Here is a 25,706-nt window from a genome sequence, read left to right as displayed (position 1 = left end):
CGGGGGCGGCACCCGGCGGCGAACGGGCCACCTCCGCCGCGCTCCTCGTGCACCATGGAGGCATGGACTCAGGTTCGGTGGCATTCCTGCGCGAGCTCCTGGCCACGACGGGCTGGCTCGAACGCACCCGCGAGCTGGGCCTGGCCCTGCGGACCACCCGCTCGCCCGGCGGCCTGCTGCTCGTCGGCCCCCCGGACGACGAGCCCTGGCACGTCACCGCCCACCTCAGCGACGAGGCCAGGTTCTCCGGCCTGCCGCAGCTCGCCCCCACCCTGATCCGCTGGTCGCCGCCCGCCGACGCCCCCGCCCACCTGCGCGTCGGCCTCGACCGCCTGCGGCAGGCGGGCCGCGGCGAGACCCTGTTCGTGCTGTCGGAGCAGGCGGCGCCCGTCCCGCTGCTGGAACGCGTCGACGACGCCCGCCGTACGGGGGCCACCATCCTGGCGATCGAGGGCGCCGACTCCGAGCTGAGCGGGCTGGCCCACGACGCCATCGCCGTCCCGGCCACCGGGCTGATCACCTTCGACGGCGCCCAGCACCTGGTCAGCGCGGCGGCCGGTGAGGTCGAGCGGCGGGCGGGGCTGCGCGAGCGCCTGGCCCGCCTGCTGGAGAAGGTCAGCGGCCCCCGCCTGTCGGAGTAGGACGCGGCCGCGGATCAGGGGCCGAGGGCGGCTCGCGGGTCAGGGCTGGGCGGCGAGACAGCGGCCGAGGGCGGCTCGCGGGTCAGGGCTGGGCGGCGAGGCGGGGGCCGAGGGCGGCCCGCAGGTTCTCGGTGGCCTCCTCGATGGCGCCGATCACCACCGCCTGCACCGGGTCCGGCTCGCCCGACCGCGTCCTGCTCACCCGGGTGACCGCGTCCAGGCGGCGCGCTCCCACCTCCCGTACCTCGCTCACCCGCACCTCGCCCTCCGGCACGTCGAGCAGGGCCAGCGCGGGCACGATCGCCACCCCGTGCCCGGCCGCCACCAGCGCGAGCACCGGCGAGAAGTCGGTGACGACGTGCGTCCTGCGCGGCTCGACGCCGTGGATACCGGCGAGCCGGTCGAGCGCCTGCCCGCACGCCTGGTCCGGCTCGGCGGCCACCCAGGGCAGGCGCATCAGGTCGGCCGTCGACTCCGGCTCGGGCCAGTCCGGCGGCAGCACGACCCGGAACTCGTCCACGTGCAGCGGCCGGACGTTCAGCGACGGCTGCGCCGGGACCGGCAGGCTCATGTCCTGCTCGGTGATGAGCAGGTCGACGGCGCCCAGGCGCAGCTCCTGGAGGGCGGGCTGGCCGTAGACCTCGTGGATGACCGGCGTGATGCGGGGGTGGCGCTCGGCCAGGGCGCGCATCGCGGGCACCAGCATGTGCTTGATGGCCGTGGGGAAGGCGGCGATCCGCACCGGCCCGGCCAGGCGTTCGGTGAACCTGGTCAGCTCCTTCCTGGCCTCGCTCAGCTCCTCCTCGACCCGCTCGGCGTACCCGGCGAGCACGCGTCCCGCCGGGGTGAGCGAGACGCGGCGCTGGGAGCGGTCGATGAGCGCCAGCCCGACCTCGCGTTCGAGCTGGGCGAGCTGCTGGGAGACCGCGGAGGGGGTGAGGAACAGCGCCTCGGCCGCGCGCATCACGCCGCCGCGGCGGGCGACCTCGTGCAGGACACGCAGGCGTCGAGGATCAATATCCATGCAGGTCAGCTTACGTCTACCTTTAGCTTTCTTTATTTGTGCTTTAAGGCCAAAAATCCAGAGAATATCGGCCATGGATCTCCTCCTCGACGCCGTCGGCTGGGCCGGAGCCGCCCTGCTGCTGGCCGGGTACGCCCTGGTCTCGTCCGCGCGGCTGTCCGGCGACGGCGCGACGTACCAGGTCGTCAACCTGCTCGGCGCGCTCGGGCTCATGGTCAACAGCGCCTACAACGCCGCCTGGCCCTCGACCGGGCTGAACCTCGTCTGGGCCGCCATCGGCACGGTGGCCCTCGTCAGACTCGTCCGGGTGGGAGCCGCCAAATGATCGTCGAACTCAGCCACCGCATCACCGAGGGCATGACCACCTATCCCGGCGTCCCGGGGCCGACGCTGGGCACCCACCTGAGCAGGGAGGACTCACGCGAGGTCTACGCCCCGGGCACCGAGTTCGAGATCGGCGTGATCACGCTGGCCGCCAACACCGGCACCTACCTGGACACCCCGCACCACCGCTACGCCGGCGGCCAGGACCTGGCGCAGGTGCCGCTGAGCAGCCTGGCCGACCTGCCCGGCCTGGTCGTACCGGCCTCGGGGGGCGGCCGCGAGGTGGTGCTCGACACCGCGCCCGACACGGCGCCCGACGTACGCGGCCGGGCGGTGCTGATCCACACCGGCTTCGACCGCCACTTCGGCACCGCCGCCTACTTCCGCGACCACCCGTACCTGGCGCCCGAGTCGGCGGCGTGGCTGGCCGAGCAGGGCGCGGCGCTGGTCGGCATCGACTCGCTCAACATCGACGACACCCCGCCGCACGGCGAACGCCCCGCCCACACGATCCTGCTGAAGGCGGGGATCCCGATCGTCGAGCACCTGACGGGGTTGTCGGCGCTGCCCGCGGAGGGGTTCAGGTTCCATGCCGCGCCCCCGATGATCGCGGGCATGGGCACCTTCCCCGTGCGGGCCTACGCCGTCGTGCCGTAGGCGGGGGTCACTCGTCCTCCTGCTCGGCCTCGTCCCACGCCTTGTTGCGGTCGGCGGCGCGCTGCAACGCGCCCGCCGCCTCCTCCTCCGAGGCGTAGGGACCCATCCGGTCCTTGTTGGGGCAGCCCTGGTCGGGCTCGACCCGCATGTGCTTGAGACAGAACCACCACTGGCCTTCGCTCACATGGTCAATTCTGCCCCGTAGACTCGTGTTTCATGACGACACTGCTCCAGCCCGGGCGAGTCTCGCCCGTCCGGAAGGTCCCCGCCCACATCGAGCGGCCGGAGTACGTCGGCAAGAAGCGCCCCACGACCGGCGAGTCCGACGTGAAGACCCCCGAGATCATCGAGCGCATGCGCGTGGCGGGCCGCATCGCCGCGCAGGCGCTCGAAGAGGTCGGCCGGCACATCGCCCCGGGCGTCACCACCGACGAGCTCGACCGCATCGGCCACGAGTTCCTGATCGACCACGGCGCCTACCCCAGCACGCTGGGCTACAAGGGCTATCCCAAGTCGCTGTGCACCTCGATCAACGAGGTCATCTGCCACGGCATCCCCGACGACACCGTGCTGCGCGACGGCGACATCGTCAACATCGACATCACCGCCTACATCGGCGGCGTCCACGGCGACACCGACGCCACCTACCTGGTGGGCGAGGTCGACGAGGAGTCGCGCCTGCTGGTCGAGCGCACCCGCGAGGCCATGATGCGGGCCATCAGGGCGGTCGCCCCCGGCCGCCAGCTCAACGTGGTCGGCCGCGTCATCGAGGCGTACGCCAAGCGCTTCGGCTACGGCGTCGTGCGCGACTTCACCGGCCACGGCATCGGCACGAGCTTCCACTCCGGCCTCATGGTCCCCCACTACGACGACCCGTCGCTGCGGGTGGAGCTGGTGCCGGGCATGACGTTCACCATCGAGCCGATGCTCACGCTGGGCACGATCGACTACGACATCTGGCCCGACAAGTGGACCGCGGTGACCAAGGACCGCAAGCGCACGGCCCAGTTCGAGCACACCATCGTGGTCACCGAGACGGGCAGCGAGATCCTGACCCTCCCCTGACCGGCCCCGGCCGTCAGCGTCGCCTGGGGATCGCCCCGCTCACCGTCGTGCCCTCGCCGGGCACGCCGTTGACCGACAGGGTGCCGCCGAGCTCGGCGAACGCGGCCCGCATCCGGGCGATCCCGCGCCCCGCGCCGCCCTCGGCGAAGCCCTGGCCGTCGTCGCTGACCGTCAGGCGCAGGCCGCTCGGGCCCGTGGTCACCGCCACCGCGACCGTACGGGCCCGGCTGTGGCGCTCGACGTTGGACAGCGCCTCGCGCATCGTCTCCATGACGCCGCCGGACACCCGCGAGGGCACGTCGGTGCCGGGCAGCGCCCAGGTCTCGACGGTGATCCCCGTCCGCTCCGACCATTGCGCCAGGAGGCCCTCGAGCGCCTCGGCCAGGCTCTGCCCCCCGCGCATGCGTGTCTCTTCCGCCAATGGTCTCGCCTTCCTCGGCACCCCGGGCCCGCGCCGGTCCCCACTCCGGCGCCCCGCACGCGTCGCGCAATCCCCCCTCAAGGTCTGCGCACGCTAGCTGATGAGGTTATGCCCTTCTCCCCTGTGAGACAGGCTACCCGGCGGTCCTGAGACCTGTGAGCCGAGGATAGGGTGCCATGGCCGAACCGCTACTCGCCCTTGTCAGCGCGGTTGAGACGGGCGAGATAGTCGTTGTAGGAGTCGAGTTCGGTGTCGCGTGCGCCGCCCCGGTCGGCCTTGCGGTCGGCCCGCCGGGCCTGCCGTTCGTCGTCGCGGTACCACTGGGCCGCGATGGCCAGCAACACGAGCAGCGTCGGGATCTCGCCGAAGCCCCACGCGATGGCCCCGCCGTCCTGCTGGGTCTGCAGCAGGTTGTCGCCCCACGTACGGCCGAGCGGCTCGTACCAGCCGGCGGCGATCACCGAGCCGGTCATCATCAGCGCGATGCCGAAGAAGGCGTGGAAGGGCATGGTGACGAAGAGCATCAGCAGCCGGCCGACGTACGGCAGCCGGCTCGGGCCCGGGTCGACGCCGATGATCACCCAGAAGAACAGCGAGCCGCTGAGCAGGAAGTGCAGGGTCATCCAGATGTGCCCCAGGTGCTCCTGCATGGCCGACTCGAACAGCGGCGTGAAGTAGAGGGCGTAGGTGGAGGCGACGAAGATGGCCGTCGCCACGACCGGATGGGACATGACCTTGACCGCCCGGCTGTGCAGGATCGTGGTGATCCACTCCCGGGGGCCCCTGTCGCCCCGCCGGGCCGCCGGCTTGAGCGCCCGCAGCGCCAGCGTCACGGGGCCGCCCAGGACCAGGAAGATCGGCACGATCATGGACAGCGTCATGTGCTCGATCATGTGCACGTCGAACAGGACCTTGGCGTAGCGGGCCAGGCCGCTCTGGGTGGCGAACACCAGCAGCGCGATGCCGATGAACCAGGCGGCGGTGCGCCCCCACGGCCAGGAGTCGCCGCGCCGCATCAGCCGGTAGACGCCTGCGCCGTAAAGCCCGGCGAGCACGGCGGCCACCGCGGCGAAGAACAGGTCGAACCACCACAGCGAGAACACGTTCGCGATCGTGATCTCCGGCGGGACGGGGAAGCCGAGCAGCTCGAAGGCCCGGTCGGCGGGCACGCTGAACTCGGGGGGCGGCGTGCGCGACAGCGCGACCGCCAGCCCGACGGTGGCCAGCATGAGCAGCGTCTCGCCGCCGGCCAGCCGGGTGAACGCCCTGGGCCGGCCCGCCTCCAGGTCGACGAGCGTGCGCTGCCGGTGCCAGTAGCCGACGTAGCCGAGCAGCACGAAGGCGACGATCTTGGCCAGGGCCAGCAGGCCGTACTGGGTGGTCCACAGGTCGGACAGCGCGCCGAGCCGGGCGACCAGGCTGAACACGCCGGACAGGCCGACCGCGACGAAGCACCACAGCGCCAGCGCGGAGAACCGGGCGGCGGCCACGGTGAGCTGCGGCTGCCCGCGCATCGCGTGCGCGGCCAGCACGACCAGGCCGCCCACCCACAGGGCCAGCGCGAGCAGGTGCAGCGAGACCGCCGAGGTGGCCAGGTCGTGGTTGGGCGAGGAGGAGGTGTGGCCGGTCAGCGGCGGCGGCAACATCGTCACCAGTGCGAACACCAGCAGGCCGGCCGCGGACCCGGCGGTGATCGCGCCGCGCGAGAACAGCGCGATGGCCACCCCGAACAGCACCACCAGCGTGAGCGCCACGCCCTGGGTGGTCTGGGTGGCGGTGCTGGTCAGGTATTCCCGGTTGAGGATCTGCGGGACCGTACGGCCCCAGGAGTCGGCCGTGGTGAACACGATGGCCAGGAACGCCGAGGCGGCCCAGCCGAGCGCCGTCCAGGACGAGGCCCTGACGTAGAGCAGGCCCGGCTTGCCGAGCATGCCCTTGTCGTTGGGCAGCAGCAGGGCGGCCGTGAGCAGCAGGCCGACGGTGAGCACGCCGGTGACGTCCATCAGCAGCTTGGACACCGGCAGGCCCCACCTGACCACCGCCCCGGCGTCGGGCAGCCCGGGGATGATCCTGGGGAAGGCCCGGCCGCCGGCGATCATGCCGATCACCAGGGCGGCGACCGCCGCCGCCGCACCCGCGAGCGCGAGCCGCGCCGTTCTGCTCATGGCTTCTTCTTCCGCGCGCTGAACAGGAACCCGATGCCGATGCCGACCAGCGCGCCGATCACGATGACCAGCCAGGTCGGGAAGCCGCCCTTCGGCGTGGCCGCCGCCTGGTCGGCCGCGGGAGCGACCGGAGCGGCGGAGGAGGGAGCGGGGGCGGCGGTGGAGGGCGCGGCCGACGCCGCGTCGGTGGCCGACGCGCTCGGCGAGGCCGCCGGAGCCGCCTTGACCGTGAAGGGGATCTCGCCCTCGATGGGATGGCCGTCGGAGGAGACGACCCGGTAGGCGAGGGTGTACTTCCCGCCCGGCAGCGGCCCCTTGACCGCCTGCCGCACCACCGCGCCGTCGACCTCGGGCTTGCCCTCCTGGAAGACGGCCTCATCCGCGCCCCGGACGATGACGAACGGCATGCGCACCTTGGCGGTGAACTCCAGCCTGACCTCGTCGAGGGCCTCGACCTCGGCGCCCTTGGCCGGGTCGCTGCTCTTGAGTGAGTCGTGGGCCAGCGCCGGGGTGGCGGTGCCGAGCACGAACAGGGCGGCGAGAATCGCGGTGAGTGCCGCGAGCGGGGAACTCTTCATGGCACCCCCAAGGCTACCGACGCCACCGCCCGGTCCTGACCTCGCTACAGCCCCGCGCAGGCGAGAGCCCGCTGGTAGGCGTCCACGGCGCCGTCGGAGTCGCCCAGCTGCTCCATCGTCTCGGCGGCGGCGTACCAGGTGGCGGCCGACCGGCGGGAGTCGGGCAACGGCGAGAGCGAGTCGCGTACGGACGACAGCTGCCGCTCGGCCTGGTCCATGCGGCCGACCGAGCCGTAGACCCTGGCGAGCAGCAGTTCCGCCTCGGCCCTGAGGGCGGAGGCGGTGTTGGGCACCAGCCCTCTGCCCCTGTCGGCATGCTCCACGGATTCGTCGAGGTCACCGGTCATGCACTCGGCACGGGCCAGCTCCACGAGGAGCCGCGCCCGCTCGACGGTGCTGGTGGCGGTCTGCTCGAACTCGGCGATCGCGCCACGCAGCACGTCTCGTACGGCCGCGGCCTCCTGGGGGCGGGCCAGCAGGCGCTTGCGGGCGTGCGCGAGCCGCATCCTGGCGATGCTGCCCGGCTGGCCGGTCTCCAGCTGCACGGCCATGGCGCGTTCGGCGAAGGACAGCGCCTCCTCCGCGTGCCCGGTGGCGGAGGCCGTGTTGGAGGCCATCCAGTTGGCGGCCACGATCGAGCGCGGCGTGCCGAGGGCGTCGGCGGCGTTCAGCAGCTCGGCCGCGAACTGCCGGGCGCGCAGCAGGTCGCCGCGCTCCATGTACGCCGCGAGCAGGCCGGCGCCGAGCTCCACGAGCAGATCGTTCCACGCGGGTCGCGTGGTGCTGCTCAGCATCTGCTCGCCGACCTCCACCGCCTCAGTGAGCCGCTCGCTCTCGCGGTAGGCCCGGCACAGGTTGGAGGCGATCTCGACGCGGCGGTCGGGAGGCAGCTCCTCCTCCGACAGCCTGAGCAGGATCGCGATCGCGCCGTCGAAGTCTCCGCTGGCCTGGGCGGCGAAGGCGAGTCCGAATTCGGTCTCTTGACGCAAGGCTGTCAAGCCTGTCAGATTGTTGTTCGCCAGCAGCTCGGTGTAGCGCGTCCGGGCCTCGGCGACCTCACCGTTCTCGAGCGCGAGACGCGCGTAGCCGAGCGCCAGCTCGATGTCCTCCATCTGCTCGGCGGTCACGCCGTTGATCAGATAGGACAGCGAGCAGTCGAGTTTCTGGGCCAGCAGCTCCAGGACGGCGGGGGTAGGGGTACGCTTGCCACTCTCGATCAAGGAGACATAGCTGTCCGACAACTCTGGATGCGCCAGCTGTGCCTGTGACAGGCCACGCTGTCGCCGAACGGTCTTGATGCGGAGTCCGACCAGGTCAGATGTGGTCACAGTCGTTGCTCCCTGAGATGATGAAGTCCGAGCAACCCCACACAGGCGAGGGAGAACCCCCCATGCGCATGCGTATTGCCCTGTCCGCGCTAGTCACCGCGATTGTCGCCTTGGTGACTATAGGAGGCAATGTTACGGCCGCGAACGCCGCGACGTCTGCCCTCTCTTCCTTCCAGGAAGACCAGCACTGCTGCTGAGGCTCGCAGCAAGAGGGGGTACGGCGCGTGGCTGTGCTCCGAACCGCACCGATCCCATGGACGAGCGCTCTCCAGCAGCAGGGGACGATGAGGCCCGGTCCGCGGATGTGCCCCCTCTTCTCACCACCGGGCTGAGCGTACCCGAACCCTTCTACATTTGATCTACAGTCGCGTGATCGCCATACCGCCACGGAATTCTGAATACGCTGCCCTGGTAAGGGGGACGCCGGGGCTGTGAACGGGGAGGACGCGTGAGCGACGACATCTACATCCGCCTTCTCGGAACCGTTCACGCCGAACGCGGATCGCGGCCCGTCGATCTCGGTCCGGCCCGGCAGCGGGCCGCCCTGGCCGTCCTCGCCTCGGCCGCCGCGCGGCCCGTCCCGATGAGCCGGCTCGTCGAGGGGATCTGGGGCGACGAGCCGCCGCGCAACGCCGAGCAGAGCGTCTACACCTACGTCGCCGGCCTGCGCCGCGCCTTCGAGCCCGACCGCGGGCGGCGCGCCCCGTCGCGGCTGTTGTCGGGCACCGGCGCGGGATACGCCCTCAACGTCGGGCCCGTACAGGTCGACTCCCTGTGCTTCGCCGAACGCCTGGACGAGGCCCGCACGTGCCGCCGCGAGGGTGACGACCGCCGCGCCGTACAGCTCCTGGACGAGGCCCTGGCGATGTGGCGCGGCACCGCGCTGACCGGCCTGACCGGCCCGTTCGCCGAACGGGAACGCTCCCGGCTGGAGCTGTTACGCCTGACCGCGCTGGAACAGCGGCACGAGAGCCTGTTGCACCTGGGCCGCCACCACGAGATCACCGACGACCTGCGCGACCTGACCGTCCGCCACCCGTTGCGCGAGCGCACCCGCGAGCTGCTCATGCTGGCCCTCTACCGCTCGGGCCGTCAGGCCGAGGCGCTGAAGGTCTACGAGGAGGGCCGGGTCCTGCTCCTGGAGGAGCTGGGCCTCACACCGGGCGAGGGGTTACGCAAGTGTCACCAGCTGGTGCTGCGCGGGGAGCCCGGGCCGTGGCGGGGCGACGGGGTGCCGCACCAGCTCCCGCGCCACCTGGCCGGGTTCGTGGGCCGCTCGCGTGAGCTGGACGAGCTGGAGCGGCGGCTGGCCCCCGGCGGCGGGCGTCCGCCGACGCCGCTGGTGATCGTCTCCGGGCCGCCGGGCGTCGGGAAGTCCGCGCTGGCCGCCCAGGTCGCCCACCTGGTCCAGGACCGCTTTCCCGACGGCCAGCTGTTCGTCAACTGCCGCGGCGCGACGCCGGAGCTGCCCGCGCTGACCGGGCTCGACGTGCTCGGCCGGTTCCTGCGGGGGCTGGGGGTGGCGGCCGACGCCGTACCCGCCGACCTGGACGAGGCGGCGGCGACGTGGCGCAGCCTCCTGCACGGCCGCCGGGTCCTCGTCCTGCTGGACGACGCCGCCGACCTGGCGCAGATCCGCCCGCTGCTGTCCACCCCCTTCGGCACCGCGCTGCTGGTGACCAGCCGCGAGAGCATGACCTGGGGCGAGGACTCCTACCAGCTCGAACTCGGCCGGATGTCCCCCGCGGAGTCGGCCGCGATGCTGGCCGGGCTGGCCGGGGAGGAGCGCGTGCGGGCCGGCGCGGGCGACACCGCCGAGCTCGTCCGGCTCTGCGACGGCCTGCCTTTGGCGTTGCGCATCGCGGGGGCCCGCCTGGCCAGCCGCCCCGACTGGAGCGTCGCCACGATGGCCGGCCGGCTGGGCGACGAACGCCGGCGGCTGCACGAGCTCGTGGCCGGCGACCTGGCCGTACGCGCCGGTCTGGCGGCCAGCTTCACCGCGCTCGAACGCAGCCCCCGCCCCCTCGACCGGCTGGCCGCCCGCGCGCTGACCCTGCTGGGCCTCCTGCACGTCCCCGAGATCACCGCCGAGGCCGCCGCGGCCCTGCTCGACGCCGACCCCGCCGACGCCGACCTGGCCCTGGAACGGCTGACCGACGCGCACCTGCTCGACCGCCCCCGGCCGGGCCACTACCAGCTCCACGACCTCGTCCGCCTGTTCGCGGGCGAGGTGCGTCCCCCCGACGCCAAGAAGCCGGTGCTGCGCGCGCTCGCGTACTACGCGGCCTCCGCCCGGCTGGCCAGCCAGGTCATGGACCCGCACCGCGTCCAGCGTGGCCCGGTCGCCGAAGCCGTCACGCACCAGGTCGGCACGCGGGAGGAGGCGACGGCCTGGCTGCTGGAGGAGGAGGCCGTGCTGCTGGCCGCGGCCCGCCAGGCGCTCACCGCCGCCGACGACGACATCGCCGCGCTGGGCCTGGCGCTCGCCTTCGCCCTGCATTGGCCCCTGCAGCGCGCCTACCGCACGACGGACCTGGTGGAGCTCGGCCTGATGGTGCTGCGGGTCTGCGAACGGCTCGGCGACGTGGAGATCGCGATGCACGCGCACGGCGAGCTGGCCACGGCCCTGAGGATGAAGGGCAGGAGGGACGAGGCCGTCGAGCACCTGCGGATCGAGCTGGCGATCGCCAGGCGGCTGGGCGACGCCTTCTCCGAGCAGCGCGCGCTGGGCAACCTCGCCAACGTGCACTACCACGATGAGGACTTCGAGCAGGCGATCGTCCTGGCGGAGCAGCAGCTCGCCGTCGCGGGGCTGATCGGCGCGCGGGTGGGCGTCCGCTACGCGAGGCTCATCCTCGGGGAGGCCCACCACAGATGCGGCCGGCTCGAACAGGCCCGCGAGATCCTCTGCCTGGCCCTGGCCGACGCCGAGGAGGTCGGCGACACCACCCACCAGGCCCACCTTCGAGGGGTGCTCGGCGAGGTCCACCTCGACCTGGGCATGCCGGACCAGGCCCTGCCGAACTTCCTGCTCGCCCTGAAGCTGATCGAGCCCGCCGGCAACCGGGTGGCGCGGCTGCGGTGCCTCCTCGGACTGTCACGCACCTACCGGGCTCTGGGCGAGCTGGACAGCGCCACCGGTTGTGTCACCGCGGCCCTGACCGCGGCCGTGACCGACAGGCTGGCCACGGAATGGCAGCAGGAGGCCAGGAGCGAGCAGGAGGCCGTACGAGAGGCACGGCAGGCCACGGGCGCCCGGGGCGCATGGGGATGAGCGACAGTCTGAGCATCGGCCTTCTCGGCCCGGTGACCGGCGCCCGCGACGGGGTGGCGTTCGACCTGGGGCCCGCCCGTCAGCAGGCCGTCCTGGTCATGCTGGTCTCCCCGCCGGGCCGGGTCGTGACCATGGATCAGCTGGTGGAGGGGCTGTGGGGGGAGAAGCCCCCGGCCAGTGCCGGGCAGAGCGTCTATACCTACGTCGCGGGGCTGAGGCGCACCCTGGAGCCGGGCCGCAGGCCGGGTGAGCGGTCGAGGCTGCTGATCAGCAAGGCCGGCGGCTACCAACTGCTCGTCGAACCGCACAAGGTGGACGCCTTCGCCTTCTCCGAGCTGGTGAACGCGGCACTGCGCGCGCGGGGCACGGGTGCTCTGGAAGAGGCGTTACGCCTGTTCGACGAGGGGCTCGGCCTCTGGCGGGGCGTGGCGCTGAGCGGGGTGACGGGCCCCTTCGCCGAGACCGAACGCGCCGTGCTGGACGAACTGCGCCTGGTCGCCTTCGAGGGCCGCTCCGAGCTCCTCCTGCAGCAGGGCCGCGCCGGCGAAGCCATCGCCACGCTGCGGGAGCTGGCCGCCCGCCATCCCCTGCGCGAGCGTCTGCACGAGCTGCTCATCCTCGCCCTGAGCCGGTCGGGCCGCCAGGCTGAGGCGCTCAGGGCGTACGAGGACGTCCGGGTGAGCCTGGCCGAGGAGCTGGGCATCGACCCCGGTCAGGGGCTGCGCGAGGCTCATCGGGTCGTGCTGGCGGGCGATCGGGCGTCCGTCCGCGTCGCCGCCGAGACGGTTCCCCGCCAGTTGCCGCGCGAGCTCATCGGCTTCGTGGGCCGGGCGCAGGAGACCGTCCGGCTGGCAGCGCTGCTGGCTCCCCGTGACGACGTCCCGCCGCATCCGCTCGTCGTGATCTCCGGACCGCCCGGCGTGGGCAAGTCGGCCCTCGCCGTACGGGTCGCGCACGCCGTGCGGGACCGCTTCCCCGACGGCCAGCTCTACGTGAGCCTGCGCGGAAGCACCCCCAACGTGCCGCGTCTGTCCGCCCATGGGCTCGCGGGCCGGCTCCTGCGCGGGATCGGGACGCCTCGCGAGGACGTCCCGGCCGAGCTGGACGAGGCGGCGGCCATGTGGCGCAGCAGGTTGCACGGCAGGAACCTGCTCGTGGTCCTGGACGACGCCTCCGGGCTGGACCAGATCCGGCCGTTCCTGTCCACGCCGCTCGGTGTCAGCGTGCTCGTGACCAGCAGGGAGTCGCTCAACGTCGGCGACGACTGCGTCCAGCTCCGGCTGGGACGGCTGTCGGAGGCGGAGGCGACGACGATGTTGTCCAAGCTGGCCGGCGACGGACGGGTGGGCGCCGACCCGGCCGGGACCTCGACGCTGGTCCGGCTCTGCGACGGCCTCCCGCTCGCCCTGCGCATCGCGGGCGCCCGCCTGGCCGATCATCCGGAGTGGACCGTGGGCACCCTCGGCAGGCGGCTGGCGGACCAGCGCAGACGGCTGCACGAGCTGGCCGCGGGAGACCTGGCCGTACGGTCCAGCCTGGCCGCCAGCTACGACGGGCTCATCGGCGGCAGCCGTCCCGTGGACCGGCTGGCGGCCGGCGCCCTGCCTCTCCTCGGACGGCTGCACGTGCCGGACATGACCGCGGACGTGGCGGCGGTGCTGCTGGACAGAACACCGGACGAGGCACGGCGCGCCCTGGACCGGCTGGCGGAGGCGAACCTGATCGAACGTACCGGGGACGGTCGTCATCAGCTGCACGACCTCGTCCGGCTGTTCGCCGGCGACCTGCCCGTACGCGATCCGGAAAAGCCGCTCCTGCGGGTGCTCGGGTACTTCGCGGCCTCCGCCCGGCAGGCGAACGTCGTCATCGACCCCCATCGCGTCCAGCTCGGGCGCCCGGTGGACGAAGCGACGTCCCGGGCGTTCGCCACGCCCGAGGAGGCGCTCGCCTGGCTGCGGGCGGAGGAGCACGTCCTGAACGCGGTGGCCGTCCAGGCCCTCTCCTCCCCGGACGACGGGATCGCCGAACTCGGCGTGCGGCTCACGTTCGCGCTGTTGTGGCATCAGCAGCGGTCGCACGAGGGCCACGACATGCTGACGCTCAACACCATGGCACTGCGGGTGTGCGAACGGCTGGGCGACGACGCCGGCGCACAGATCGCCCACGGCCACATCGCCAACGGGCTGCGCCTGACCGGACGCCCCGAGGAGGGGATCCCCCACCTGGAGGCCGAGCTGGCCATCGCGAGGCGACTCGGCGACGGCTTCGGGCAGATGCGGGTGCTGGGGAACCTGTCGAACGCCTACGTCGCCAGACAGCGCTACGAAGAGGCGCTGCCCCACGCCGAACAGCAGCTCGCGGTCGCCAGGCAGATCGGCTCCGAAGTCGGCGTCCGCTTCGCCTGCTTGATGCTCGGCACGGCCCGCCAGGGCATGGGGCACCACGCGCAGGCGCGGGCCCCTCTGGAGCGGGCCCTGGCCGCGGCCCGCCAGAGCGGTGACACGACGCATGAGGGACACGCGCACGTCGTGCTCTCGCAGGTCATGCTCGACCTGGGCGATCCCGAGCTCTCCCTGGAGCACATGAGCGAGGGGATGAAGCTGCTCGGCGGAACCGGGTACCGGTTCATGGTCGAGTGTCTCATCACCATGTCGAGGGCCTGCAGAATGCTCGGCCGGCTGGACGAGGCGCTGTCCCACGCGACCGAGGCGGTGGCCAACGCGGAGTCCGGGGGCAACGCCCTGTGGGAGCGGCGGGCCGACGCCGAGCTGGCGGCCGTGCGGGCGGCGATGGGGGCGGCGGAGCGGGAGGCGTGAGGTCAGCGGGGCGGGGTGGTGTCGCGGAGTGCGAGGAAGAAGTCGACGCGGTCGGACATCGCCGACAGGTTCCTCCCGGTCAGCTCCTCGATCCTGCGGATGCGGTACCGGACCGTGTTGACGTGCACGTGGAGCCGTTCGGCGCAGGCGTTCCACGAGCCCGAGCAGTCGAGGAAGACGTCGAGCGTGCGCACGAGGCCCGACTGGTGGCGGCGGTCGTAGGCGAGCAGCGGGGACAGCAGCCGGTCGGAGAAGGAGCGGCGCACGTCGCCCGGCACGGTGGCCAGCAGCAGCGCGTGGGTGTAGATCTCGTCGCTGGTGACCACGCCGCCGTCGCGGGCCTCGGCCAGCCGCCTGGCGTGCCCGGCCTCCTCCACGCCGCCCTTGAGCGCGGCGGCGCCGGTCAGCGCGCCGCTCAGGCCGACGCTCAGGCGGGCGCCGGGCAGCGCGGCCAGCACGGCGGCCCCGGCCCGCAACCGCGCGGCCAGCTCCCCGACGCTCCTCCCCCGCAACGCGACCACCGCCACCGCCCCACCGCCGCCGCTGCGACCGCCACCCTCGACGGCCGTGCCGCCGCTGCCCTGAGGTGGTTCGGCCGGGACGGGGGCGGCGACGACCTCGCGGGCGAGCAGTTCCTCCAGGATCCGGCCGCCGAGAACGGCGGGGGCGGTGGGGGCGCCGGGGGCGCCGGAGCGTGGGACGGTGGCGCCGGGGCGCGGGACGGTGGCGCTGACCACGGCGTACGGTTCGTCCGCGTCGATGCCGCACGTGCGCAGCCGGGCGTTGAGCTCGGCCGCGTCGGAGTCGGCCAGGGCGGCCGCCACGAGCTGCCCGGCCAGGCGGCGCTCGACCCGGCGGCCCTCCTCCAGGCGGCCGCGTTCGAGCGCCACGCAGGCGGCCAGCTCGTAGCCGAGGTCGGCGCGGCCGAGCAGGTCGCCGTCGCAGGCCAGGACCCAGCCGGCCGCCCGGTGGCCGCGTCCGACGGCGAAGAGAGTGGCGCCGCCGGCCAGCGCGGGCAGCCGGGGCGCGGTCAGGTAGGCCCTGGCCAGCCCCGCCGGATCGGCGGCCGTACCGACGACCACCTCACCGGACGCCGACAGGACGGCGCCCGTGACGCCCAGCTCGGCGGCGGTCAGCTCGAACAGCCCGCGCAGGTCGGCGCCCTCGGCCAGGGCCGCCACGAGCCTGCGGTGACGCCCGAGGGCGTCGCGCACGTCGCCGGACAGCCGGGGCGCGACCAGCTCGGCCAGCGTGCGGAAGGAGACCTCGACCGGCACCTCGACCAGCGGCAGCCCGGCCTGGCGGCAGGCCGAGACCAGGTCGGCGGGCACGTGCCCGAGCCGGGCCGCGCCCGCGCCGAGCGCGGACACCCCGCCCTCGACCAGGGCGGTGACGAAACGGGCGGAGTCGGCGGCGGTGTCGCGCCACATCAGGCCGGTCAGGACCAGCTCGCCGCCGGACAGGTAGCGCCCCGGCTCGGGCAGGTCGGTGATGTGGACCGTGCCGAACTCGCGCTCCGGGTCGCCGGCCAGCAGCCTGAGACCCAGCTCGTCGATCGCCAGCAGGTCACTGATGCGCACTTGGAGGAATATACAAGCCCGCTCTGTCAAGCGATGACCGGGATTTCACGTCACGGGCATAGGAGGCCGGGCCGGGCCGGTGCTCTACTCGGAGGATGACGGAGACGGTCCACTCCACCAGGTCCGAAGGCGTCGGCGGGGCCGAGGGGGTCGGCACGAGCGCGCGGCGGCCGGACGCGACGCTGAAGGTGACCGGCGAGTTCGCCTACGCCTCCGACCTGTGGCTCGACGGCATGGTGTGGGGCGTGACGCTGCGCAGCCCGCACCCGTCGGCCTGGATCCGGTCGATCGACGTGGGCCCGGCGCTGCGCATGCCGGGCGTGCTGGCCGTCCTGACGCACGAGGACGTGCCCGGCGAGAAGTTCTACGGGCTCGACCACAAGGACCAGCCCGTGCTGGCCATCGACCAGGTCCGCCACCAGGGCGAGCCGGTGGCGCTGGTGGCCGCCGACCACCCGGAGACCGCGCGCAGGGCGGCGCGGGCCATCGTGGTCGACTACGAGCCGCGCCCGGCGGTGACCGATCCGCGCGAGTCGCGCGAGTACGTCAGGCGCCAGCCGGTGCGCAAGGGCGACATGTTCGAGGCGGAGGTCGTCGTCACCGGCGAGTACGAGGTCGGCATGCAGGACCAGGCGTTCCTCGGCCCGGAGTCGGGTCTCGCGGTCCCGGCCGAGGACGGCGGCGTGGACCTGTACATCGCCACCCAATGGCTGCACGTGGACCGCGACCAGCTCGCCCCCTGCCTGGGCCTGCCGCCGGAGAAGGTACGGCTGACGCTGTCGGGCGTCGGCGGCGCGTTCGGCGCCCGGGAGGACCTGTCGATGCAGGTGCACGCGTGCATGCTGGCCCTGCGCCTGAACCGCCCCGTCAAGATCGTCTACGGCCGCGAGGAGTCGTTCTTCGGCCACGTGCACCGCCATCCGGCCCTGATGCGCTACGAGCACGGCGCGACCCGCGACGGCAGGCTGGTCTACGTCAAGGCCGACATCCTGCTGGACGGCGGCGCGTACTGCTCCTCCTCCCCCGCCGTGGTCGGCAACGCCGCCTCGCTGGGGGCCGGGCCGTACGAGGTGCCGAACGTGTGGATCGACGCCGCGGGCGTCTACACCAACAACCCGCCGTGCGGGGCGATGCGCGGGTTCGGCGCGGTGCAGGCGTGCTTCGCCTACGAGTCGCAGATGGACCGGCTGGCCGAGGCGTGCGGCCTGTCGCCGGTCGAGATCCGGGCGCGCAACGCCGTCTCCCAGGGCTCGGCGCTGGCGACCGGCCAGGTGATCGACTCTCCCGCGCCGCTGGCCGGCATGTTGCGCGAGCTGGAGGCCATGCCGCTGCCCGCCCCGCGGACGGGGGCGGACCTGCGCGCGCTGCCGGGCGGCGTCTCGCAGACCACGCACGGCGAGTCGGTGCGGCGCGGGATCGGCTACGGCGTCGGCATCAAGAACATCTGCTTCTCCGAGGGCTTCGACGACTACTCCACGGCCCGGGTGCGGGCCGAGCTGGTCGGCGGCGAGCCGCGGGTCACCGTGCACACCGCCGCCGCCGAGGTGGGCCAGGGCCTGGTCACGGTCCAGGCCCAGATCGCGCGCACCGAGCTCGGCATCGAGGACGTGACGGTGGCGACCGCCGACACCGCCGTGGGCTCGGCGGGCTCGTCGTCGGCCTCGCGGCAGTCCTACGTGACGGGCGGCGCGGTCAAGGCGGCCTGCGAGGCGGTGCGCGAGCGGTTCGAGGGGCTGCCGCCGCGGGAGGCGCTGGCCAGGTTCGGTCCGATCGAGGAGACCCGCGAGTACCGGCACCGGCCCACGAAGCCGATGGACCCGGTGACCGGGCAGGGCGACTCGCACACGCAGCTCGCGCTGTGCGTGCACCGCGCGGTGGTGGACGTGGACGTCGAGCTGGGGCTGGTCAAGGTGGTGGAGCTGGCCGCGGTGCAGGACGTGGGCAAGATCATGAACCCGCAGGCGCTGGAGGGCCAGATCCACGGCGGCACGGCGCAGGGCCTCGGGCTGGCGCTCATGGAGGAGATCCAGATACGCGACGGCCGCGTGCTGAACCCGTCGTTCACCGACTACCTGATCCCCACCATGCTCGACATGCCGCCCATGCAGCTGAAAATCCTGGAAAATCCGGACCCGTCCGCGCCGTACGGCCTCCGCGGCGCCGGCGAGCCGCCCACGCTCTCCTCCACCCCCGCCGTCGCCGCCGCCGTGCGCGCCGCGACCGGGCTCCGGTTGACTCGCGTTCCGATCAGGCCGGAAGATATCGCCTTGTCCAATCACGGGGAGGTATCCGATGGCAAGCGGTCGTGAAGCCGCCGAGGCGGAGTTCAGTCGCTTCGACACCGACGGCGACGGTCTGCTGACCGCGGCCGAGATCAGGAAGGCCAACGAGGCGCTGGGGGTCCACGGCGCCTCCGAGGAGGAGATCGAGGCGTTCATCAACGCCGCCGACACCGACGGCGACGGCCGGATCGGCCTGGAGGAGTTCGTCGGCCTGGTCGGCCACGGGCGGCACGAGAAGGCGTGATCATGTCCCCCGCCGGGTAGGTGACCCGCACTCCCCTCGCCATGACGAGGGGGACGTGTGGTGCTCGACAGACTCTTCGAGCTGACCGGGCGGGGGACGACCGTCGGACGCGAGGTCCGCGGCGGCCTGACCACTTTCATGGCGATGGCCTACATCATCCTGCTCAACCCGATCATCCTGGCCGGCGCGAAGGACGTCACCGGCGCCCGGCTGTCGATCGCCGAGCTGACCACCTCGACCGCGCTGGCGGCCGCGCTGTCCACCCTGCTCATGGCGTTCGTCGGCAACGCGCCGTTCGCGCTGGCCGCCGGGCTCGGGCTGAACGCGGTGGTCGCCTACCAGGCCGCGCCGCACATGACCTGGCCGCAGGCGATGGGCCTGGTCGTGCTGGAGGGCGCGGTCATCATCGTCCTGGCCGTCACCGGCCTGCGCACCCTGATCATGAACGCGATCCCGCTGGCGCTCAAGCACGCGATCAGCGTCGGCATCGGCCTGTTCATCGCTTTGATCGGCCTGGTGGACGCGGGTTTCGTCGCCCGGGGCACCGGCACCCCCGTGCAGCTCGGCGCGACCGGCCATCTCACCGGCTGGCCGGTCACGCTGTTCTGCTTCGGCCTGCTGCTGATGATCGTCCTGTACGTGCGCAGGACCCCGGCCGCCATCCTCATCAGCATCGCGGTCACCGCGGTCCTGGCCGTCCTGGTCAACTCGCTGGTGCCGGTCCCCGCCAAGGAGTGGGGGGTGGTCGTGCCGCACATGCCCGAGTCGCTGGTCGCGGCGCCGAGTTTCGGGCTGGTGTGGCAGTTCGACCTGTTCGGCGGGTTCGCCAGGGCGGGCGCGCTGACCGCGACCGTGGTGCTGTTCACGCTGGTGCTGTCGGGCTTCTTCGACGCGATGGGCACGATCATCGGCGTCAGCGACGAGGCCGGGCTCGTGGACCAGCTCGGACGGGTGCCGCGGCTGGGCCGCATCCTGACCGTCGACGGCGTCGCGGGCATGATCGGCGGCTCGGTCAGCGCCTCGGCCAACACCGTCTTCGTCGAGTCGGCCGCCGGTGTGGGCGAGGGCGCGCGCACCGGTCTGGCCAGCGTCGTGACCGGGGCGCTGCTCGGGCTGACGCTGCTGTTCACGCCGATCGCCGCGGTGGTGCCGGCGGCCGCGGCGGCGCCCGCGCTGGTGCTGGTCGGGGCGCTGATGATGACGCAGTCCAAGAACGTGCCCTGGACCGACATCGAGCTGGCCGTGCCGGCGTTCCTGACGATCGCGCTGATGCCGTTCACGTACTCGATCACGAACGGGGTGGGAGCAGGCGTGATCTCGTACACGCTGATCAAGGCGGCCCGGGGGAAGTTCGCGGAGATCCCATGGCTGTTGTGGGCCGTCTCGCTGGTCTTCCTGGCCTACTTCGGCATCGACGCCCTCCGGGCCCTGTTCGGTTAGCGGATGTCAGCGCTGTTGCAGGCCACGCCGTTGTGGTCGAGGTCGGGATACCAGGAGTACTCCTCATGCCGTCCGCGCGTGTAGGGGCCGTCGCCGGCGGCCTGGGCCTCCTTGCAGCTCGCGTACCGCTTGTCGGGGACGCGGGCGACGCCCGCGGGGGCGGTCGTACCGGTGGTCGCGGTGCCCTGGCCGGTGTCCGTGGGCTGCTGCGGCTGCTGGTTCGTCGGCTGCTGGTTCGTGGGTTGCTGGTTCGTGGGCTGCTGCTGGTCCGTCGGCTGCTGGTTCGTCGGCTGCTGGGGCTGCTGGTCGGTGCCCGGCTGGGACGACTGCGGCTGCGCGGGCTGCGACGGCTGGGACGGCGGCGTGCCGAGCATCCGGACCACCAGCGCGTCGGCCTCCTCCTTGGTGAAGCCCGCGATGCTCAGGCTGTCGCCGTCCATGCTCTGCGTGACGACCGGCGCGGCCAGGACCGTCTTCGGCGTCTGCTCGCCTTCGGGCGCCAGCACGATCGCGACCTGCCGCTGCGTGGGCTGGAGCTCGTCGATGAGCCGCACCAGCCGGTCCTTGAAGACGGGCGCGACCGCGATGCGCACCGAGTAGGAGTTGTCGGTGCCCCGTACGGCCTCGATCCGCTGCACGGCGCCGACCGTGACGCCGTCCTCCAGGAGGTAACAGGTGGTCTGCTGCTCGTCGAGCACGGCCGGGTCGCCCGGACAGGGCGCGGTCTTGGTCTCCTTGACCGGCGCGAAGTGGATGGGGACGGCCAGGCGCTGCGGCGGCGCGCCGCCGAGCAGCGGGCTGTCGGGGCTCTTGGTCATCAGGACGGCGACCGTGCCGAGCACGCCCGCCACGACGACGACGAGCACCAGCGAGACGGTCAGCACGATGGTGGTGAGGCGGCTGGCCTTCGGCTCCTCCGGCTCTTCCGGCTCCGCGGGAGGCGCCTCTACCGGTCTGTCCATCGTTGACGACCCCATCCTGACGTTCGGGCTGCCGGTGAGCTTATCGAGGACGGGCAGCAGCGGGGTAATCAGCCGAAAAATCCTCACCTATCTGTGAGATCGGAGGAAAAATGGAAATGAGAACGCAGGTTGTCGGCAACTTTCCACGCGAACGAGGGATGACCCCATGAAGGTCGGAGTTCCCCGCGAGGTCAAGAACAGCGAATACCGCGTCGCACTCACCCCCGCGGGCGTCCACGAACTGGTACGCCACGGGCACCAGGTCCACGTCGAGCGGCAGGCGGGCCTCGGCTCGGCCATCCCGGACGAGGACTACGCCGCGGCGGGCGCCGTCATCGCGCCGCACGCCGACGAGGTGTGGGCCACGTGCGACCTGATCATGAAGGTGAAGGAGCCGGTGGCCGAGGAGTACCACCGGATGCGCAAGGGCCAGATCCTGTTCACCTATCTCCACCTGGCCGCCTCGGGCCCGCTGACCAGGGCCCTGCTCGACTCGGGCGTCACGTCCATCGCCTACGAGACCGTGCAGAACAGGGACGGCTCGCTGCCCCTGCTCGCCCCGATGTCGGAGGTGGCCGGACGGCTGGCGCCGCAGGTCGGCGCGTACCACCTGATGCGCTCGCAGGGCGGCAGGGGCGTGCTCATGGGCGGCGTGTCCGGCGTGCGGGCGGCGAACGTCGTGGTGATCGGCGCCGGGGTGTCCGGCATGAACGCCGCCGCCATCGCGCTCGGCATGCAGGCCGAGGTGCTGCTCCTCGACCGCAACATCGACAAGCTGCGCCAGGCGGACATGATCTACCAGGGCCACTGCCAGACGGTCGCGTCGAACACCCTGGAGATCGAGAAGGCCGTGCTGGAGGCCGACCTGGTCATCGGCGCGGTGCTGGTGCCGGGGGCCAAGGCGCCCATGCTGGTCACCGACGACCTGGTGAGCCGGATGAAGCCGGGCTCGGTGCTGGTGGACATCTCGATCGACCAGGGCGGCTGCTTCGAGGGCTCGCGGCCGACCACGCACGCCGAGCCGACGTACCGGGTGCACGAGTCGGTCTTCTACTGCGTAGCCAACATGCCGGGCGCGGTGCCGCACACCTCGACGTTCGCGCTGACCAACGTGACGCTGCCGTACGCGCTGGCCGTCGCGGGCAAGGGGTGGCGCGAGGCGGTCCGCACGGACCCCGCCCTGGCCGCCGGCGTGAGCACCCACGAGGGACGCCTGACCAGCCGCCCGGTGGCCGAGGCGCACGGCCTGGAGTGGTCGCCGCTGGAGGAGGCGCTGACCTGAGCCGCGGGCCCGGTCGCGTGGAACGCGACCGGGCCTTGGCCGTCACGGATCCGCACGTTACGGTGAGTCACGAGACCATGACGATCCGTGACAACGGAGGCTTGGATGGATCCGGTGCTCCTGCGCGGCAGCGCGGAACGCAACTTCGACGACCTCGACACCGACGGCGACGGCTTCCTGACCAAGGACGACTACCTCGCGCTGGCCCGCCACCGCATCCGGCGGGCCGGCGCGCGGCCGGACAGCCCTGAGGGCGAGAAGGTCGTGGCGGCGTTCCTCGACACCTGGGACGTCCACGTGCACGCCCTCGACGCCGACCACGACGGCCGGATCAGCAGGGAGGAGTACGTCGAGTCCTTCCAGGCGCTGGTGCGCACGGGCGCGCTCGACGGCGTGCTGAACCCCATGTTCCGCGCCACCTTCGACCTCGCCGACCACGACGGCGACGGCGAGCTCACCGCCGCGGAGTTCCGCACGCTGTGGAACCGCGACGACGGGCTCTCGGCCGCCTTCCAGCGGGCCGACGCCGACGGCGACGGCCGCATCTCCTTCGAGGAGTACGCCCGCCTGCGCCGCGGCCTGCTCGTCGGCGAGCTCTAGCACGAGCCCCCGGACACACGTCGAGGGCCCGGCCGGAGCCGGGCCCTCGACGTGTCGCGAAGGGGCGTTACTTGGACTGGCTGGGCGAAGGCGCCAGCGTCTCCATCGGGGTGTTGCCCGTCGGCGCGGGCGGCAGCGGGGCCTGGTCGGACGTGGTGGTGATGGCGTCCTGGCCGCCGCAGATGGCGCCCGGCTCGGGGGTGTCACGGCCGTTCTGGTACTTCTTGATGAAGGCCGGGAGCTTGGGGTCGGACGGGTCCTGGAGCTTGAGCTGGTGGCCCCACGTCGAGGCGACGATCGGCGCCGGCAGGCCCGGGTAGGGGCTGACCAGCATGTAGTCCTGCTGGCCGGTGGAGGTGGCCACTTCCTTCAGCGCGTCGAGCTGCGCCTTGGGCAGGTCGGGGCGGTAGGTGATCCAGACCGCGCCGTGCTCCAGCGAGTGCACCGCGTGCTCGTTGTGGATCGGCTTGTCGTAGACCGCGCACTGCTGCCAGTAGTTGTTGTGCTCGCCGCCGACGGGCGGGGTCTCCTTGTAGGTGACCGTCTTGGCGACGTGCTGGCCGGCCTCGTACTTGTAGTTGGTCACCGCGTCGAGCGAGGTCGCGCGCGCCTGGTTGACCAGGTAGATGCCGACCACGCCGACGAGGAGCACGACGATGAGACCGCCCGTCCCCCACATGAGCAGTGCGGCGCGGCGTTGTTTGCGCTGCTGCTCGGCCCGCATCTTCTGCAGATGCTCGCGCCGCGCCTGCGCCTTCTCCTTCGTCATCGTCCCTCCATCGGCGTACCTGACTTCGGTCACCCTATGCCCTACCGGCGTATGCGGAGAATAAGAGGCGCATAAGCGTCGGATCACAGCTTGCGCGGGGATGGGTACGCTGGACTGGCCATGGAAAAGCCCGCCAGAAAACCCGTTCTGATCGTCTGCGCCGTGCTGGTGCTCCTCGCCGCGGCGTTCCTGCTGTTCGGCCGCGACTCCACGCCCGGGGACTCCTCGCCCGAAGCCGGGTTCGCCCGCGACATGGCCACGCATCACGCGCAGGCCGTGGAGATGGCGTTCGTCATCCGGGACAAGGGCCCGGCCAAGGAGATCAGGAACCTCGCCTTCGACATCATCACCACGCAGTCCAACCAGCGCGGCATGTTCCAGGGCTGGTTGCAGCAGTGGGGCCTCGACCAGGCGACCGACCAGCGCCCGATGGCCTGGATGGCGGGCCACGGCCACGGCGCCACGCCCGCGACCGCGGGCACGGCTGCGGGCACGGCCGCGGGCGCGATGCCCGGCATGGCCTCGCCGCAGGAGCTGGCCAAGCTCAAGGAGCTGCAGGGCGTCCAGGCCGAGGTGCTGTTCCTGCAGCTCATGATCCGCCACCACGAGGGCGGCGTGGAGATGGCCGAGGGGCTGCTCAAGCTGTCCAAGCGGGACGAGGTGGCCGGCATGGCCCAGAAGATCGTCCAGGGGCAGAGCGGTGAGATCAAGCTGATGACCGACCTGCTCAAGCAGCGGGGCGCGCAGCCGTACCCGTCGATCCTGGCCTCCTGAACCCCCGCCCGGGGCGGCGTGAGAGGCTGGAGCCCCGGAGCGCGGAAGGGCGGGCGCCATGGTCACGGCAAGGGCTGAGACGGTCGTCGTGGGGTCGGGCCCCAACGGGCTGATCGCCGCGGTCATGCTGGCCCGCGCCGGGCGCGAGGTGCTGCTGCTGGAGGCGGCCGACCGGTTCGGCGGCGGGCTGCGCTCCGGCGAGCTGACGCTGCCCGGCCGGGTGCACGACCTGGGCGCCACCGTGATGGCTATGGCGCTGGCCTCGCCGGCGATGCGGGCGCTCGGCCTCAAGGGGGTCGAGTTCGCCCATCCGCCGGTGGCCGCGGCCCATCCGCTCGACGACCGTCCGGCCGTGCTGCTGCACCGCGACGCGGCCCGTACGGCCGAAGGTCTCGGCAGGGACGGCCGGGTCTGGCAGGCGACCGCGGGGGCGGCGGCGCGGGCCGGGTTCCCGCTCATGGAGGTGCTGCTCAGCCCGCTCGGGCCGTGGCGGGCCGGGCCGCGCACGTTCGCGCGGGCGGCCGGGTTCGGGGCCGCGGCCGCGCTGCCGGCCACGACGTTCGGCCGAGGGGCGCTGCGCACCGTCGAGGGGCGGGCGCTGCTGGCCGGGCTGGCCGCGCACTCCATGCTGGACCTGCGCTCCCCGGTCAGCGCCGGTTACGGGCTGGTGCTCGGGGCGCTGGCCCACCTGGTGGGCTGGCCGGTCGTGCGCGGCGGCTCGCAGGTGCTGGCCGACGCGCTGGTGGCCGAGCTGCGGTCGCTGGGCGGCGAGGCGGTGACCGGCCACCGGGTCGAGCGGCTCGACGAGCTCGACGCCCGGACGGTGGTGCTCGACGTGACGCCCCGGCAGTTCCTCGCGATGGCCGACCTGCCCGCCGGTTACCGCCGCGGCCTGCGCCGCTACCGGTACGGGCCCGGCGTCTTCAAGCTGGACTGGGCGCTCGACGGCCCGGTGCCCTGGCGTGACCCGGAGGTCGCGCGGGCCGGGACCGTGCACCTGGGCGGGACGCTGGAGGAGATCGCGCTCGCCGAGGCGGAGGTCGCCGCCGGACGGCACTCGCCCCGCCCGTACGTGCTGGTCGTGCAGCCGTACGCGGCCGATCCGACCAGGGGCGGGCACACGCTGTGGGCCTACTGCCACGTCCCCAACGGCTCGGCGGCGGACATGACGGACGCCGTCGAGGCCCAGGTCGAGCGGTACGCGCCCGGCTTCCGCGACCGGGTGCTGGCCAGGCACGCGACCGGCCCCGCCGCCCTGGAGGCGGGCAACCCCAACCTGGTCGGCGGCGACATCGGCGGCGGGCTGAACGACCTGGTCCAGCTCGTGCGGCGGCCGGTCTGGTCGGCCGCGCCGTGGCGCACCCCGCTGCCGGGGGTGTTCCTCTGCTCGTCCTCGACGCCGCCGGGTCCCGGCGTGCACGGGATGGGCGGCTGGCAGGCCGCCCGCCTGGCCACGCAGGCGGAGCGGCACGCCTCCTGA

Annotated in this window: 22 protein-coding genes; 13 read left to right on the top strand and 9 right to left on the bottom strand. The window is 72.8% G+C overall.

Going from position 1 to position 25,706, the window contains the following annotated elements:
- Positions 1–62: 62 nt before the first annotated feature.
- Positions 63–641: a hypothetical protein gene (locus ACFYUV_RS07305; protein WP_364331988.1), complete on the top strand. Its 579-nt coding sequence runs from the start codon at positions 63–65 to the stop codon at positions 639–641.
- Between the two features lie 82 nt (positions 642–723).
- Here ACFYUV_RS07305 and ACFYUV_RS07300 read toward each other — a convergent pair whose 3' ends face one another.
- On the bottom strand, positions 724–1,665 hold the full coding sequence (locus ACFYUV_RS07300) for a LysR family transcriptional regulator (RefSeq protein ID WP_352353485.1): 942 nt from the start codon (positions 1,663–1,665) through the stop codon (positions 724–726).
- A 73-nt stretch (positions 1,666–1,738) separates the two neighbouring features.
- Between ACFYUV_RS07300 and ACFYUV_RS07295 the strand changes: the two genes are divergently transcribed.
- Positions 1,739–1,990: a hypothetical protein gene (locus ACFYUV_RS07295; RefSeq protein ID WP_364331991.1), complete on the top strand. Its 252-nt coding sequence runs from the start codon at positions 1,739–1,741 to the stop codon at positions 1,988–1,990.
- Complete coding sequence (locus ACFYUV_RS07290) at positions 1,987–2,646, top strand: cyclase family protein (protein WP_387665999.1); 660 nt, start codon at positions 1,987–1,989, stop codon at positions 2,644–2,646. The genes ACFYUV_RS07295 and ACFYUV_RS07290 overlap by 4 nt, the downstream gene beginning before the upstream one ends.
- A gap of 7 nt (positions 2,647–2,653) precedes the next feature.
- Here the strand turns inward: ACFYUV_RS07290 and ACFYUV_RS07285 are convergent, their stop codons facing one another.
- Positions 2,654–2,830 (bottom strand): hypothetical protein, encoded by a 177-nt coding sequence (locus tag ACFYUV_RS07285; protein ID WP_352323881.1) that lies wholly within the window; start codon positions 2,828–2,830, stop codon positions 2,654–2,656.
- Between the two features lie 32 nt (positions 2,831–2,862).
- Between ACFYUV_RS07285 and map the strand changes: the two genes are divergently transcribed.
- On the top strand, positions 2,863–3,711 hold the full coding sequence (map, locus tag ACFYUV_RS07280; protein WP_352353489.1) for a type I methionyl aminopeptidase: 849 nt from the start codon (positions 2,863–2,865) through the stop codon (positions 3,709–3,711).
- A gap of 13 nt (positions 3,712–3,724) precedes the next feature.
- Here map and ACFYUV_RS07275 read toward each other — a convergent pair whose 3' ends face one another.
- From ACFYUV_RS07275 to ACFYUV_RS07260, 4 genes are all read right to left on the bottom strand, one after another.
- The gene (locus ACFYUV_RS07275) at positions 3,725–4,114 is read right to left on the bottom strand and encodes an ATP-binding protein (protein ID WP_358294264.1); all 390 of its coding nucleotides are present in this window, start codon (positions 4,112–4,114) and stop codon (positions 3,725–3,727) included.
- 206 nt (positions 4,115–4,320) lie between these two features.
- Positions 4,321–6,297 (bottom strand): cytochrome c oxidase assembly protein, encoded by a 1,977-nt coding sequence (locus ACFYUV_RS07270; RefSeq protein ID WP_387665995.1) that lies wholly within the window; start codon positions 6,295–6,297, stop codon positions 4,321–4,323.
- Positions 6,294–6,875 carry a copper resistance CopC family protein gene (locus ACFYUV_RS07265; protein ID WP_358294267.1) on the bottom strand — a complete coding sequence of 194 codons (582 nt, stop codon included), beginning with the start codon at positions 6,873–6,875 and terminating at the stop codon, positions 6,294–6,296. The genes ACFYUV_RS07270 and ACFYUV_RS07265 overlap by 4 nt, the downstream gene beginning before the upstream one ends.
- Before the next feature lie 44 nt (positions 6,876–6,919).
- Positions 6,920–8,203 carry a tetratricopeptide repeat protein gene (locus ACFYUV_RS07260; RefSeq protein WP_387665991.1) on the bottom strand — a complete coding sequence of 428 codons (1,284 nt, stop codon included), beginning with the start codon at positions 8,201–8,203 and terminating at the stop codon, positions 6,920–6,922.
- 448 nt (positions 8,204–8,651) lie between these two features.
- Here ACFYUV_RS07260 and ACFYUV_RS07255 point away from each other — a divergent pair, with 448 nt between their 5' ends.
- Both ACFYUV_RS07255 and ACFYUV_RS07250 read left to right on the top strand, forming a co-directional pair.
- Positions 8,652–11,477, top strand: coding sequence for a BTAD domain-containing putative transcriptional regulator (locus ACFYUV_RS07255; RefSeq protein WP_387665989.1), 2,826 nt, complete (start codon positions 8,652–8,654; stop codon positions 11,475–11,477).
- Complete coding sequence (locus tag ACFYUV_RS07250) at positions 11,474–14,293, top strand: BTAD domain-containing putative transcriptional regulator (protein WP_387665986.1); 2,820 nt, start codon at positions 11,474–11,476, stop codon at positions 14,291–14,293. Before ACFYUV_RS07255 ends, ACFYUV_RS07250 begins: the two co-directional genes overlap by 4 nt.
- 2 nt (positions 14,294–14,295) lie before the next feature.
- Here ACFYUV_RS07250 and ACFYUV_RS07245 read toward each other — a convergent pair whose 3' ends face one another.
- Positions 14,296–15,873 (bottom strand): PucR family transcriptional regulator, encoded by a 1,578-nt coding sequence (locus ACFYUV_RS07245; RefSeq protein WP_387665983.1) that lies wholly within the window; start codon positions 15,871–15,873, stop codon positions 14,296–14,298.
- Positions 15,874–15,968: 95 nt separating this feature from the next.
- Between ACFYUV_RS07245 and ACFYUV_RS07240 the strand changes: the two genes are divergently transcribed.
- From ACFYUV_RS07240 to ACFYUV_RS07230, 3 genes are read left to right on the top strand one after another with little or no spacing between them, the layout of a single operon-like run.
- Positions 15,969–18,182: a xanthine dehydrogenase family protein molybdopterin-binding subunit gene (locus ACFYUV_RS07240; protein WP_387665980.1), complete on the top strand. Its 2,214-nt coding sequence runs from the start codon at positions 15,969–15,971 to the stop codon at positions 18,180–18,182.
- A complete protein-coding gene (locus tag ACFYUV_RS07235) occupies positions 18,166–18,399 on the top strand; it encodes an EF-hand domain-containing protein (RefSeq protein ID WP_387665978.1) in 234 nt (77 codons plus the stop codon). The genes ACFYUV_RS07240 and ACFYUV_RS07235 overlap by 17 nt, the downstream gene beginning before the upstream one ends.
- Positions 18,400–18,459: 60 nt before the next feature.
- Positions 18,460–19,839 carry an NCS2 family permease gene (locus ACFYUV_RS07230; RefSeq protein ID WP_387665975.1) on the top strand — a complete coding sequence of 460 codons (1,380 nt, stop codon included), beginning with the start codon at positions 18,460–18,462 and terminating at the stop codon, positions 19,837–19,839.
- On the opposite strand, the gene ACFYUV_RS07225 is transcribed toward ACFYUV_RS07230, so the two are convergent.
- Positions 19,836–20,801 (bottom strand): excalibur calcium-binding domain-containing protein, encoded by a 966-nt coding sequence (locus ACFYUV_RS07225; protein ID WP_387665973.1) that lies wholly within the window; start codon positions 20,799–20,801, stop codon positions 19,836–19,838. The two genes, ACFYUV_RS07230 and ACFYUV_RS07225, sit on opposite strands and share 4 nt — an antisense overlap.
- A 166-nt stretch (positions 20,802–20,967) precedes the next feature.
- Between ACFYUV_RS07225 and ald the strand changes: the two genes are divergently transcribed.
- Positions 20,968–22,083: an alanine dehydrogenase gene (gene ald, locus ACFYUV_RS07220; RefSeq protein ID WP_387665970.1), complete on the top strand. Its 1,116-nt coding sequence runs from the start codon at positions 20,968–20,970 to the stop codon at positions 22,081–22,083.
- A gap of 105 nt (positions 22,084–22,188) precedes the next feature.
- Positions 22,189–22,683, top strand: a complete 495-nt coding sequence (locus ACFYUV_RS07215) for an EF-hand domain-containing protein (protein WP_387665967.1) — start codon at positions 22,189–22,191, stop codon at positions 22,681–22,683.
- Positions 22,684–22,750: 67 nt separating this feature from the next.
- Here the strand turns inward: ACFYUV_RS07215 and ACFYUV_RS07210 are convergent, their stop codons facing one another.
- Entirely contained in the window at positions 22,751–23,452 is a 702-nt protein-coding gene (locus tag ACFYUV_RS07210) for a DUF3105 domain-containing protein (protein WP_387665964.1), read from the bottom strand.
- A gap of 120 nt (positions 23,453–23,572) precedes the next feature.
- On the opposite strand from ACFYUV_RS07210, the gene ACFYUV_RS07205 reads away from it, so the two are divergent.
- Positions 23,573–24,226, top strand: coding sequence for a DUF305 domain-containing protein (locus ACFYUV_RS07205; protein ID WP_387665961.1), 654 nt, complete (start codon positions 23,573–23,575; stop codon positions 24,224–24,226).
- Positions 24,227–24,284: 58 nt separating this feature from the next.
- Positions 24,285–25,706 carry a phytoene desaturase family protein gene (locus tag ACFYUV_RS07200; RefSeq protein ID WP_387665958.1) on the top strand — a complete coding sequence of 474 codons (1,422 nt, stop codon included), beginning with the start codon at positions 24,285–24,287 and terminating at the stop codon, positions 25,704–25,706.

The sequence above is a fragment of the Nonomuraea sp. NPDC003560 genome (assembly GCF_042878785.1).
In the GTDB taxonomy this organism is placed as follows: Bacteria; Actinomycetota; Actinomycetes; order Streptosporangiales; family Streptosporangiaceae; genus Nonomuraea.
Note: the sequence above shows the minus strand (reverse complement) of the source record. Positions and strands in the feature narration are given on the sequence as shown.